Here is a 12,712-nt window from a genome sequence, read left to right on the forward strand (position 1 = left end):
GGGGCAGTTGTGAGCGGCGTCACGCCGACCAGCGGTGCCGGCGTGCTGACCGGTCGGTCAGCACGCCGATGTCCGGAACCATGGGTCAGCTGAGCGTCACCTGTCGGTTGGTCAGACCACCGCGCGCGCGGCGCTCGTCGGCGGTGAGCGGAGCGTCCGAGGCCAGGGCGGTCGCGAGACGCTCGGCGAACTCCGCGGCCGGCTTCTCCACGTCCTCGGCCGAGACCCCGCTCGGCAGGTCCCAGACCGGCACCGTCAGGCCGTGCGCCCGGAAGGAGCCCACCAGCCGGGTGCCCTCGCCGAGGCTCGAACGGCCCGCCGCGTGCAGCCGCGCGAGGGCGTCCAGAAGCCGCTCCTCCGCGTGCGGCATGACCCAGCGCAGGTGGTTCTTCTCCGGCGTCTCGCACCAGTAGGCGGCGTCCACGCCGGTCAGCTTCACGGTCGGGATCGCCGCCGCGTTGGCCCGTTCCAGGGAGGCGGACACCTCCGGCGTGGCGTTCTCCGGATCCGGCACCCAGAACTCGAAGCCGGCGTGCACAACTGGCCCGAACGCGCCTTCGGGGTCGAGCAGGTCCTGCATCCGCGGGCCGTCGGCCGGGGCGCGGCGGCCCTGCACGGGCGTGCCGGGCTGCGCCTCGAGGGCGCGCTGGAGCGTGTCGGCGAGGTCGCGGCTGAGGTCGCCCGACGCCGTGTCGTTCTGCAGACCGAGCAGGACCGAGCCGTCGTCGCGGCGCAGCGCGGGCCAGGCCATCGGCAGGACCGTGGCGAGCGTGACCGACGGGACGCCCTCGGGCAGTCCGTCCTTGAGCGTCAGCTCGACGGTGGCGGCCGGGACCAGTTCGCGCAGCGCCACCCAGTCGCACTCGCCCGGCAGGCCCTCGAACGGACGCTGCACCAGCTCGGTGACGGCGTGCGCGGCGGCCCGGCCGTGACAGGCCTTGTAGCGGCGGCCGCTGCCGCAGGGGCAGGGCTCCCGGGCACCGACGACCGGGATCTCCCCGTCGGTGATCTGCGGCCGGCCGGCCTTCGTCTGGGGTCGCTTCTTGGCCATCTGGGTGTCTCCCGGGTACGGCTCGTCTGGTACGGCGGGAGCCTAGCCGCTCGTACGCTCCGTCACGGGAACCTGTGGACAACGTACGGGCTCGTGGACCCGGGAGAGTGCCCCGAGGTGACTGCGGATGGCCCTGGGACGGCCCTTGGGCCGAGGTGTCGGCTCAGGCCGCCAGCCCTGCTCCTCGGCCCTGACTTTTCGGTGGCCCGTGGCCCCTGGCCCCTGGCCCCTGGCCCGTGGCCCGTGGCCCGTGGCCCCTGGCCCCTGGCCCCTGGCCCCTGGCCCGTGGCCCGTGGCCCGTGGCCCGTGGCCCGTGGCCCCTGGCCCCTGGCCCCTGGCCCCTGGCCCCTGGCCACGGCCCACGATCCGCGTCCTTGGCCGACAGCCCCGGCCCCGGCGCCGCCGGTCCGGGGCGCCGACCCAGGCCTTCAGTCGAGATCGTCGAACACGTCCGCGAAGTCCAGGCCGGGGATCGACACCACCGCGGGGGCCGTGATCCGGGAGGCGAAGTCGTCGCGTCGCCCGCCGGCGTCGGGGTCGTGCACGTCGTCGTGGACGACGACCCAGACGGTGACCTCGCCCCGGGCGTCGTCGCGGACGCCCCAGTCGTCGGACAGTGCCGTGATGATGTTGAGTCCGCGGCCGCCGTGCGCGGTGACCGACGGGGTGGCCGGGGCCGGCCGGGTCGGGCCGCCGCCGTCGGTCACCTCGACGACCAGGCGGCCGCCGGGATCCACGCGCCAGGCGGCTCGCACGTCACCGTCCCCGGCGAGGGCGTCGCCCAGGGGCCGGCCGTGCTTGCACGCGTTGCTCAGAAGCTCCGACAGGATCAGTACGGCGTCGTCGATGACCGCTTCCGACACCCCGCCCCTGCGCAGCTGGTCGCGCATGCGGTGTCTCGCCTTCCCCACGCCCGCAGGGCCATGGGGTACGGCCATGCTCGACGACGTGGGCACCTCCTGTGCCACCACCAACGCCACCCCCGAGACCTCCTTCGCCCCACGCCACGGTGTGGATGCCCCATTGGCCTGTACCGGAAACCGGCCAATCCCTGTGCTGTGGGGCACTCGCGACGGTCGAATGCGGACCGAACGCGCCGGAGCACTCCCCGTGACGGCACGGTCTACGGTGGCTGGATTTTTTCGGTATGGCTGATAACGGAGGATCCTTCAGGTGACCAGTGTGGTCAAGGGGTCTGAGAGGGGCTTGTGTGACGTCTGTGGTTTCTCTCGGAGGTCTTCCCCGCCGTCGGGCCGCTCGTCTCAGCCCCGGTTCAGCCGGTGCAGTACCGCGCGCGGGCGGTTGGTGATGATGGCGTCGACACCCAGCTCGACGCAGAGGTCGACGTCCTCCGGTTCGTTCACCGTCCACACGTGCACCTGGTGGCCGGCCCGCTTCAGCCGTCGCACGTAGGTGGGGTGGCTGCGCACGATCCGGATCGACGGGCCGGCGATGCCCACGCCCGTGGGCAGCCGTCCGTCGCGCAGCCGGGGTGAGACGAACTGCATCAGGTAGACCGTCGGCAGTGTCGGCGCGGCGCTCCGCACGCGGTGCAGGGAGCGGGCCGAGAAGCTCATGACCCGTACCGGGGACTCGGCCGGCGTGGCCGGCGCGTCCAGGCCGAACCGCTTCAGCAGGAGCAGCAGCCGTTCCTCCACCTGCCCGGCCCAGCGGGTCGGGTGCTTGGTCTCGATGGCGAGCTCGACCCGGCGCCCCGCGTCGGCGACGAGCGCCAGCAGCCGCTCCAGGGTCAGGACGGAGGTCTCCGCGCGGTCCTCGGGCCGGACCTCCCAGTCGGGCTCCTCGCGCGCGTCCCGTGCTTTCCAGGAGCCGAAGTCGAGGGCCGCGAGGTCGGCAAGCTCCAGGGCGGAGACGGCACCGCGGCCGTTGGACGTACGGTTGATCCGGCGGTCGTGCACACAGACCAGATGGCCGTCCGCGGTCAGCCGTACGTCGCATTCGAGGGCGTCCGCGCCGTCCTCGATCGCCTTCCTGTAGGCGGCCAGAGTGTGCTCGGGGGCCTCTTCGGAGGCTCCTCGGTGGGCGACGACCTGGATCATGTGCTGCTGCCGTGCGTGGGTCACCGCGTCATGGTGCCACCGGGGCGGGGTACGCGTCCGGCGAAGGAAGGCGGGCATCGGGGCCGGTCTTCTGAGAACCCTCTGAGAACCGCCTGAGATGTTCTGATGAAGTGCCCGAATTGCAGAAGATTACCCCATATAAAGAATGGCCATGAACCCACAGCCACCGCTTATGGTGCTCTGACGGCCCGTGGGAAAAGCTGAGACGTACAAAAGCACATGCACAGCTGCAGCGCGCCGGGTCGACGAAAAGCGTGAGCGAGCGTGACCGAGTGCGACCGAGGACAACAGCCGTGGATCGAGGAGAAGAGCTGTGAGCACCGAGAACGAGGGCACCAACGAGGGCACCACGGTTCCCCCGGCCCCGTCCGCACCCCCCGTGCCGGTGGATTCTCCCTCGGCCGCCCCCCAACCGCAGACCCAGGCACAGCAGCCGCCGCAGGCGCAGCCGCCCGTGCCCGACACCGGCGCGCCCACCACCCCCCTGCCGCCGACGCCCGTGAGCGCGGCGCCGGCCGCGGCCGGCGCGCCGCAGGGTGACTGGCCTCCGCCCGCCGTCCCCCAGGGTGCCGCCGCGCCCGGCTCGTCCGCGCCCGAGGCCCACTGGCCGCCGCCCCAGCCGCCGGCCACTCCGCCGTACTCCGACGGTCTCGGCGGGAATCCGGGGCAGCCCGGTCACCCCGAGCAGCCCGTCCACGCGGGGCAGCCCGGTCACCCCGACCACGCCGCCCCCACCGCTTCCACCGCACACTTCGACCACGCCGCCCCCTCCGACCACGCGGCCCACGCCGCCGGTGAGCCGGTCTGGGGTGCCACCTACCAGCAGCCCGCACCCCCCAAGGCCCGTCGTGGGCGCGGCGCGCTGGCCGCCGCGGTCCTGGTGGCCGCGCTGGTCGCCGGCGGCCTGGGCGGCGGTCTCGGCTACACCCTCGCCAAGAACGACGACGACTCCGGCTCCACCACCGTCTCCGCCTCCGACAGCGGCGGCTCCGTCAAGCGCGACGCCGGCACGGTCGCCGCGGTCGCCGCGGTCGCGCTGCCCAGCACGGTCACCATCGAGGCCGAGTCCAGCAGCGGTGAGGGCGGCACCGGCACCGGCTTCGTCTTCGACACCCAGGGCCACATCGTCACCAACAACCACGTGGTGGCCGACGCGGTCGACGGCGGCAAGGTCACGGCCACCTTCCCGAGCGGCAAGAAGTACGACGCCGAGGTCGTCGGACACGCCGAGGGCTACGACGTGGCGGTCATCAAGCTCAAGAACGCCCCCTCGGACCTGAAGCCGCTGACGCTGGGCGACTCCGACAAGGTCGCCGTCGGCGACTCCACCATCGCGATCGGTGCGCCCTTCGGCCTGTCCAACACGGTGACGACGGGCATCATCAGCGCGAAGAACCGCCCGGTGGCCTCGTCCGACGGCACCGGCAGCTCCTCCTCCTACATGAGCGCCCTGCAGACGGACGCGTCCATCAACCCGGGTAACTCCGGCGGCCCGCTGCTGGACGCCAAGGGCAACGTCATCGGCATCAACTCCGCGATCCAGTCCACCGGCAGCGGCGGTATGGGCGGCACCAGCCAGTCCGGCTCGATCGGCCTCGGCTTCGCCATCCCGATCAACCAGGCCAAGTACGTCGCCCAGCAGCTGATCGAGACGGGCGAGCCCGTCTACGCCAAGATCGGCGCCTCCGTCTCCCTGGAGGACACCGCGGGCGGAGCGAAGATCACCGACGAGGGTCAGAGCGGCTCCGACGCGGTCGAGTCGGGCGGCCCCGCCGACAAGGCCGGCCTCCAGCCCGGCGACGTCATCACCAAGCTCGACGACACGGTCATCGACAGCGGCCCGACCCTCATCGGCGAGATCTGGACCCACGAGCCCGGCGACAAGGTCACCATCACCTACGAGCGCGACGGCAAGTCCCACACCGTCGAACTCACCCTCGGCTCCCGCGAGGGCGACAGCTGATCCGGCCCACGCGCGCGTACCTCCCCGGTTCGGCAACGACCGAACCACACGCGCGCGTGCCCACCCGTTACTCTTGTCCCCGCGCCGCGGACCACTCACGGCGCGGGGAGGCGTGCCCGAGCGGCCGAAGGGAACGGTCTTGAAAACCGTCGTGGCAGCGATGTCACCGTGGGTTCAAATCCCACCGCCTCCGCGCAGATCATGAGCGTTGCAGGTCAGAAGGGGTGCCTCTCACGGAGGGGCACCCCTTCTGCATGGAGCCTGTCTCACCTTGCTCCGGCCCTGTCGCGTTGTGAATCAGTGCGTGTGGACCAGGCGTGGACCAGAGCCATACAACAGCAGTCAGCCTGGAGGCGGCGGAAGACGCCTCGTGCCGAACGGGCAAGAGGGTGTCTGACACTGTGCCCGGCCCCTCGTGTGGTTCCACCCTCTAGGCTGGTGCCTATGCAGCAGCATGAGCATTCTTCCTACCGGGTGCCCACAGGGCGGCCGTTCTTGATGCGGGAGTTGCGCAACAAACTGCCGGGCGTTGATGACCGGATGCTCTACTTGGATGTCCCCGCCGACCCCACTGAGTATGAGGACATCGCTGACGCGCTGTGGGAAGTGTTTCTCGTTGCAAGAAACCTTGCCCCCACCCGTAGCCCTACCGGCTGCGCGGATCATCCGAGTGGTCCGGTCGATACTGAGGCACCCGAAGGATGGGGCCGCTGTCTGCTGTGCAACAGTCGCCGTCGAATCGGCCAACCCAATGTCAAGGCGGCGACGTACGCCTCGAAGAACCTATGGGCCGTACCGGAACCGCCATACGATCACGGGGCCCTCATGCAGGTCAGGGGAGCGCTTAACCATGCGGTGCAGGAGCTTGACTACCGGTCCCCTGACGAGGCATTCCAGCACGTTGCGGACCTCGTACATGCGGCGTTCGTCATCGCCAGAGAACTGTCCCGCCCACGGACTGCTGGATGTCAGCAGCATCCCGGAGCACCAATCGATGCAGCAGCAGCCGGCGGGCCCAAGTGCTTGTTCTGCTTGGGGCAAGAGCGTCGAAACCAGCTCGGCTCGCCTACTGTGAGGGTTCGTCCCAGCCGCCCTGTCCCTAAGGTTCGCCCTCCGGCCGAGCGTCGCTGGAGTGCACCGCCCCCACCACCTCACTGATGGCCAACGTAAAGGATCCTGCGTCTCATGCCCATGCCCAGCGAGCACCTTGCGACCGCGGAAAATCTAGGGGCCCAAGCGGTCGCATGGCTTACGGATGGTCAACTCGACCTCGCCCGCGCTTACCGTGACATGGCAGCCCTCCACTTGAATCTGGCCCAAGTGCGGCATGCCATCATCGGTGATGCGCCGCCTCCTTCTCGTCCTACCGCACCCCTGCCCGAGTGGTGTGGAAACTGTGAGGGCCCGGACCCCAACATGCGATGGGTCTCTGTCGACGGTCCTGACGGCGATGAGCTGATGCGGCGCTGCCCTGACTGCCATCCCTACGCCTACAGCGCTAAGTTGTTCCGGCAAGCGGAGTCGGGGTCACACTCCAGCACACAGGATGACCCCGTGGCCTCAGGTGATTCTTGAGAGCCCAAGTCGGCCTCAGGGCGAACCCATTGGCACTCAAGTCTGGATGAGGCTGCACGCATTGCCTGGGCGTCAGACTTCGTCAGCCATTGACAGGGCTCGCTCGATCTGTTCATTCGAGCGCTGCTGGTTGCGATGGATCGCCTTGGCGTAGAAGCGGAACAGGACTGCGATGCTGTGTCCTGCCCGGCGTGCGACCTCCGCCGGGGAGACGCCGGACTCGAGCCAGAGCGAGACGCCCGCGTGACGCAGCGAGTACGGCACGTCAGCCAGGGGGGAAGCCGCTTCAGACTCGGCCAGCGCCGTGAGTCGAGCCGCTTTCCAAACCGCTCCGTACTCTTTGGACAGCAGGCTGCCACCCTGGGCCGCACGGAACAGCCGGCCGTCTTCAGCGGTGCCGAACTCCTTGATGTGCTCGCGGACCAGGCGCACGAGGGCGGGGGGAATCGGTACAGGTCGGGTTGCCTTTCGGGCCCGCTTCTTCAGGCCGCGCGTATCGAACGACTCGCCTGTGTCGGTCCACCCGGAGCCGACGCGGGGCGTGCTCATCGACAGAAGTACTTCTCCCCAGCCCTCTTCAGGCAAGGTGAAGTCGCCTTCCCGGAGATTGGCCGCCTCCCCAGGGCGGGTGGCCGCGTAGTAGAGGCAGCCGAAGAACGCCATCAGGTGCCGTCCCCGTGGTCCCTGCTGGCCTACAGCGTCGATCAGCGCCTTCGCCAGCTTCGGGCCGGGCACGAACCTGAAGTCGATCTCGTCGGTAGTTTCGGGCGGGGTCCAGTCGACCTTGTCGAGGGGCAGGGTCGTCAGCAACTCGCGTTCCACCGCGTACCGGAGGCAGTTGCTGAAGACGGTTCGCTTGCGGTTCACCGTGTTCTCGGCAGCGGCCGTGCCGTCTTGCTTGAGCATCAGAGCGTCGAGCGCTGTACGCACCACCGCGGGCGTGTTGAGCGTGGTGATGTCGACGGACTTTCGACTGATCCAGTCCAGCGCCGCCATGATGTCGGCGGGCGGCTCTTCGACGTCGACACGGGCCTTCAGCGTCCCGTCGTGGCCGAGGACGAAGCGGTAGACCCACGAGTAGAGGGCGATGCGGAGCACTTTGGGAGCCGGGGCCCCTCGGTTGTCCTTGACCAGCTTCGGCGTGATGGTGGCCAGCGTGTCAGCGATGCTCGCGCGGTGCTTGGCCGAGGCACCGGGCCACTTCATCTCCGCATAGGCGCGCGTGTGGGAGTACCACGTGGTGGAGTTGAGCGCCTGCACCTCCGAGGCAGGCAGGCCGGTTTCCGTGTCGAACTGCTCACGGTTGCGCAGAGCGGCCAGCAGCTCCGAGCGCCGGCCGTCGGCCTGAGCCTTGATCTTGTAGCTCTTGGAGAACGGGCGGGGGCCGACCCGCCAGCGGAGCTGATAGGCCGCCACACGGTTGGGCCGCTTGCGGATGCCCCAGATCTGCACGTCGTAGGTCAGCACGCTTCCTGCACCTCGCAGGAGTCGAACCAGGCGTCGAGGTCGGCCCGGCGTATGCGTATCTGACCGTTGGGGAGCTTCAGGTGCCTGGGGGCCTGGCCCCGCGCGCGCATGCGGTAGAAGGCGGCACGGGACACCCCGATCTCGGCGAGAGCCTCCCCCAGCTTCAGCGTCTGCCTACTGGTCTTGGTCGGAGTGGTCACAGCCAGGGCTCTCCTTCGGACTTGCTGCGTTCGGCGTGGACGATGTCGTGGCGGACCTGGGCGGCGAGCAGCTCTTCGCCGGGGCGGTAGCCGCTGCTGAGGTAGGTCCATGAGGAGTCGGTGACGAGGGTGGTGATCTCGTCGTCGACCGGGAGGCCGGCGCGGATGCGAGCGGCTTCGGTTTGGGCGATGCGCCAAGCTCGGCGTACGTCGCGGAGGGCGCCGAGGGTGGTCGAGTAGGCGCGTGACTTGCTGGAGAAGTGGCCGCGGAAGCCGAGCATGTGGGCCCACTTCCAGAGCTTGAGGTCGGCGAACTCGGGAAGGTGGCCGAGGGCCCAGGCGGTGCGGATCATCTGCCGTGCGTGCTGGCGTATCGGGAGGTCGGTGAGGGGTTCGGCTTGGCCGGAGCCGTCGCAGTCGGCGCAGAGGTCGCGGAAGCCGTCGGGGCCGCGTACGTAGCCGCGTCCGGCGCAGGGGCGGCACACGAGGGTGCGGTCTACGGTGCCCGCGCCCTCGGCGTTCTTGGTGGCGTACTTGGCGACGTATCCAGCGACCTTGGCGTCGCTGAGTTCGCCGTCTCCCAGGGCGGAAATCTCGTCCACCTGGAACCGGTCGCCCCACCGGATGACCCGCTCGCCGACCGCGTCCGACTCGATGATGAGCCGGGCACGCTCGACGGCCAGGCCGACAGCGACGCGGAGCGCGTCGAAGGTGCCCCAGGCCGGGGGCGAGGTGGTGTGGCCGTCGGGACCGTCGAAACGGATGACCGCGTGGAAGTGGACCAAGCCGCGTTGCTGGTACTCGGCGACCTTGGCGAAGGAGACGCGGAGAGCCGCGTTGAGGGCCTTCTGCGTCATGCCGAGGTGCTCGGCGAGGGCACGGCGCAGGTAGGTCGTGAAGCGGGCCCACAGGGCCCCGGCGTGCGCGTTCCACAGCACGGCGCCGGTGTAGTCGTAGCCTGCCGGGTGGAGCGGGGCGCCGAGTTCGGGAGCGTCTTCGGCGTGGCTCTCGCCGCATGCGCAGGGGCGAGGAGTGCCCGCGGCGGTCGTTGGGCGGTTGTGGACGGGGCCGAAGGACGGGGCGGTAAGGGTGACGAAGGCGCGCGGGTGGTCCCGCACGGCTTCGGCGACGTTCTTGCCGCCGGACAGTCCGGCCTTGATCAGGTGGTAGGTGTCGGCCGCGTAGAGGCGGGAGCAGGCCGGGCAGCGGGAGGCGCGGCGGTTGCCGCAGGTGGTGAGGAGACGGCCGGAAGGTTCGTCCTCGGAGCGGTAGGAACGGACGATCTGCTGGGTGGCCTGGTCGGTGGTGATCGTCCAGCCGCGCAAGTTGACCGGGCTGGTGCAGCCGCGCAGGTTGCGGACCTGCTCTGTCACACGGTCGAAGTCGTCGGTGTTGGCCAGTTCGACCAAGTCCCGCAAGCCGGGGCTGATGATGTGGCGCAGGTCGAGGGGGCGGCGCATGACTGGCAGGGCGTCCTTTCTGGCGCGAGGGTGAGACCTGCGGGCAGCAGCGATTCAGTGCGCTCGGGCTGCTGCCCGCAGGCATGACAGGTCGAGCCCAGGAGCGGGCGACGGGGGGAGATGCCGGGACGGCCGGCGGAGTGCGCGGTCCTACAGGGCCGCGTGGAGGGCAGTGGCCATGGACAGGCCGATGCCGAGTCGCGTCTTGAGCTGGGCCGCTGTGATGGGTTCGCCGTGCTCGGTGTGGTGGGACGCGGCGATCGAGCGTGCTTCGGTCAGCAGTGGCTCAGGCACCTTGATCGCAGGCGAGGCGGGAGCCGGGGCGACGACGACGGGAGCGACCGGTACGAGGGTCTGTTCTGGTGTGACGGGCAGGGGCATCGGGGCGGCCGGTTCGGGCGTCGTATCGGCTTCCGGCCGTATTTCGTCCGCGGCTGAGTCCGAGTCGGCCGGGCGGGTGACTGCGTGGAAGGCGCGTAGGAGCTGCGGGCCGACGGTTCCCCAGCCGAGGAGGAGCAGCGGAGCCACGGCGTCGACTGCGGCTCGGCCGTAGTGGCCGGCGGCGACGGGCTCGGCGACGTTGAGAGCCAGGGTCAGCAGTCCGGAGAAGTGCATGAGCCGGGTGGCCGCCGTCATCTGTTCGGCGGGCAGGCCCCGGAGGGAGAGGTAGCGCAGGGCGACCAGGAGGCCGACCACGGACAGGTCCACCATCGGAGCGATGAGCGGTGCGATCGGGGCCGGGACGCCCAGGCGGAGGGCGAGAGACCAGACGTTGCCGAAGGAGAAGACGAACGCCAGAGCGGCAATGACGATCATGACGGCGGTGATCGTGCGCTGAGTGATCCGGTCCTCTGTCATGGGTGTTCACCTCCTCTCGGGTGGCGTCGTGAGCGTGCAGGGCCAGAGGTGATCAGATTGCTTCGGCGTCGGCCTTGATCAGGTCCAGGTCCCTCGTGGAAGGGCCGAGGACGGCTTCGAGGAGGGTGCGCGGGTCAGCGGTGAGGCCCGCGGTCTGCTCGGCGATGCGGGCCGCGTCGGCGTCCGGCACGTACGGCGTGCGGATGCGGGTGAAGCCCGGTTGGGACTGGTGGTTCATGGACGCGACGCCGACATAGGTGGGGTCCTGGAGGTTGATCGGGTTGGCATCCGGCCATTCCCGGATCTCCTCGCCGAGCGCGGCCACGGCGGCTTCAGCGGTCTTCTGCGCGAAGCTCAGGCCCACAGGGCAGACGTCCCGAATGAAGGTCGGGATCGCGTCGCCGGTGGACTTCTGGGTAGTCAGGATGACGAGCAGGCCCACGGAACGGCCCTTCTTCACCAGGTCTTCGACGAGCCGGGCGTTCTCGGCGGCCAGCGCGGCGAGCTTCTTGGTTTTCGCGTCGCTGCCCTTGTGGTCTCGGAAGTAGGTGTGGGCTTCGTCGACGATCAGCACGACCAGCGGCCAGCGGTCGGACGGCCCGACGTCCCACATGGACTTCACGCCGAGCACCGAGCGCACCGAGGCCGACCGGGCACGGCGAAGCTCCACGAGGTGACGGAACAGCTTGTTGGCTTCTTCCAGGTCATCGCCCACGAAGGCGAACATGCGCTGTACCCAGTCGGCGTAGTCGCCCTCGTACGCAGCCGACACCTTGCCGTCCGCGCAGGCGAACTGCACCGCGGGCGAGGGAGCCCAGTCCGACAGAAGCCGGTTGACCAGACTGGTCTTCCCGAAGCCGGGCAGGCCGGCCACGGTCACGCCGGGGACCTGCGTGAGGTTCACGGACACCGGTTGGGCGTACTCGTCCACACCCAGGTCCCACCGAGCGGTCTCGTCCGGCACGTCACCCGTGGGGCGGTGCTCGGTGGGGAACTTCAGCGGGTCCAGGCGCACGCCCCGGATGATGACTTGCCCCGGCCGGTCCTGCGTTACAGCCACTCGTGTGCACCGCCAGGCGTCCGCCAGATGTGGGGCAGCCTTCTGGAACTGTTCGAGGCCCACGCCGGGCAGGCACTGAGCCCGCGCGATCACTCCATACGCGTCGTGCGTCACCTTCAGAGCCGGTATGAGGATGCGCGGCTTGATGGGCTTGCCGCTCGTGTTCGCCAGCGTTGCCATCGCGGTCGGGGTCTTGTCCGTGGCCGACAGCTTGAGCATCGGTGCCAGCCGCTTCCAGCCCCACCGCACACGGACGGCCTGCTGGATGGACTGTCGGGTCATGGTGTCGGCGCGCAGGTAGCGGACTACCCACCACACCGCCCAGCCGACGATCACGGCGAGCACCAGGACGACGACGAGGGGCGTGTGGCTGACGATCCCTTCAGCCGGGGCGTTCTGAGCTTTCACGCGTGGTTCTCCTGCGGGTTGTAGAGGAAGGTCACGAGGGCCGATTCGAGGGCCGCCCGATCCGCGGGGGAGCCGAGGCGGGGGTAGCCGGAGGCGACGAGGACAGCCGCCACCGAGTTCACGAGCGATTCGGTGAACTGGGCACCCGGCCCGGCGTGAGGCAGCGGGTAGCTGCGCTCAGCACCGGACCGGTAAGCCGTGTCGCTCACGCCGCCTCAGCGGTCGGGGCGACCAGGTCCAGCCGATCGGCGCGGTAGGCGATGCCGTCCGACAGCGAGCCGTTGAAGATGCGCGCCCACGGGGTGGCGAACAGCTCCACCGGCATGACCGGGACACCGGGCCGGAGGCCGTTGGGGAGACCGGTCTCCGGGACGGTGATCTTCAGGGCTTCGGCGCGGCCCTCCTCCATGAAGAAGAGGGTGATCGTGTAGAGCTTCGCGCCGGTCTCACGGTCGGTCGCGAACTGCGTCTTCTCGGCGTCCGCGTACTTCGGCACCGGCAGGGTGCCGACCATGAACGACGAGGTGGGGAGAAGGCCAACACGGATGCGTGCCATGGGAGTTGAGTCCTTTCGGTTGCGCTGCGCCGG

At 69.8% G+C, this 12,712-nt stretch carries 11 protein-coding genes and 1 tRNA gene; 2 read left to right on the forward strand and 10 right to left on the reverse strand.

Annotated elements, in window-relative coordinates:
- Window positions 1–85: 85 nt before the first annotated feature.
- From ACIP67_RS16420 to ACIP67_RS16430, 3 genes are all read right to left on the reverse strand, one after another.
- The gene (locus tag ACIP67_RS16420; protein WP_401692350.1) at window positions 86–1,051 is read right to left on the reverse strand and encodes a DUF5926 family protein; all 966 of its coding nucleotides are present in this window, start codon (window positions 1,049–1,051) and stop codon (window positions 86–88) included.
- Between the two features lie 428 nt (window positions 1,052–1,479).
- Entirely contained in the window at window positions 1,480–2,031 is a 552-nt protein-coding gene (locus ACIP67_RS16425; RefSeq protein ID WP_401692351.1) for an ATP-binding protein, read from the reverse strand.
- 282 nt (window positions 2,032–2,313) lie between these two features.
- Window positions 2,314–3,135 (reverse strand): glycerophosphodiester phosphodiesterase, encoded by an 822-nt coding sequence (locus tag ACIP67_RS16430; RefSeq protein ID WP_401692353.1) that lies wholly within the window; start codon window positions 3,133–3,135, stop codon window positions 2,314–2,316.
- 310 nt (window positions 3,136–3,445) lie between these two features.
- On the opposite strand from ACIP67_RS16430, the gene ACIP67_RS16435 reads away from it, so the two are divergent.
- Together ACIP67_RS16435 and ACIP67_RS16440 are read left to right on the forward strand one after the other, a co-directional pair.
- Window positions 3,446–5,095 (forward strand): S1C family serine protease, encoded by a 1,650-nt coding sequence (locus ACIP67_RS16435; protein WP_401692354.1) that lies wholly within the window; start codon window positions 3,446–3,448, stop codon window positions 5,093–5,095.
- A gap of 106 nt (window positions 5,096–5,201) precedes the next feature.
- Window positions 5,202–5,288: transfer RNA gene (locus tag ACIP67_RS16440), tRNA-Ser, on the forward strand.
- A 1,454-nt stretch (window positions 5,289–6,742) separates the two neighbouring features.
- Here the strand turns inward: ACIP67_RS16440 and ACIP67_RS16445 are convergent.
- The 7 genes from ACIP67_RS16445 to ACIP67_RS16475 all read right to left on the reverse strand — a co-directional run bounded on the left by ACIP67_RS16445 (window position 6,743) and on the right by ACIP67_RS16475 (window position 12,679).
- Window positions 6,743–8,137, reverse strand: coding sequence for a tyrosine-type recombinase/integrase (locus ACIP67_RS16445; RefSeq protein ID WP_401692356.1), 1,395 nt, complete (start codon window positions 8,135–8,137; stop codon window positions 6,743–6,745).
- The gene (locus ACIP67_RS16450; protein ID WP_401692516.1) at window positions 8,131–8,343 is read right to left on the reverse strand and encodes a helix-turn-helix transcriptional regulator; all 213 of its coding nucleotides are present in this window, start codon (window positions 8,341–8,343) and stop codon (window positions 8,131–8,133) included. Before ACIP67_RS16450 ends, ACIP67_RS16445 begins: the two co-directional genes overlap by 7 nt.
- Entirely contained in the window at window positions 8,334–9,797 is a 1,464-nt protein-coding gene (locus tag ACIP67_RS16455; protein ID WP_401692357.1) for a replication initiator, read from the reverse strand. Before ACIP67_RS16455 ends, ACIP67_RS16450 begins: the two co-directional genes overlap by 10 nt.
- Window positions 9,798–9,947: 150 nt before the next feature.
- A complete protein-coding gene (locus tag ACIP67_RS16460; RefSeq protein ID WP_401692358.1) occupies window positions 9,948–10,655 on the reverse strand; it encodes a DUF2637 domain-containing protein in 708 nt (235 codons plus the stop codon).
- 52 nt (window positions 10,656–10,707) lie between these two features.
- Window positions 10,708–12,063 (reverse strand): cell division protein FtsK, encoded by a 1,356-nt coding sequence (locus ACIP67_RS16465; RefSeq protein WP_401692518.1) that lies wholly within the window; start codon window positions 12,061–12,063, stop codon window positions 10,708–10,710.
- A gap of 56 nt (window positions 12,064–12,119) precedes the next feature.
- Window positions 12,120–12,332 carry a hypothetical protein gene (locus tag ACIP67_RS16470; RefSeq protein ID WP_401692359.1) on the reverse strand — a complete coding sequence of 71 codons (213 nt, stop codon included), beginning with the start codon at window positions 12,330–12,332 and terminating at the stop codon, window positions 12,120–12,122.
- Window positions 12,329–12,679, reverse strand: a complete 351-nt coding sequence (locus ACIP67_RS16475) for a hypothetical protein (protein ID WP_385063683.1) — start codon at window positions 12,677–12,679, stop codon at window positions 12,329–12,331. The genes ACIP67_RS16470 and ACIP67_RS16475 overlap by 4 nt, the downstream gene beginning before the upstream one ends.
- Between the last annotated feature and the right edge of the window lie 33 nt (window positions 12,680–12,712).

It is taken from the genome of Streptomyces sp. NPDC088812, assembly GCF_044750285.1.
In the GTDB taxonomy this organism is placed as follows: Bacteria; Actinomycetota; Actinomycetes; order Streptomycetales; family Streptomycetaceae; genus Streptomyces.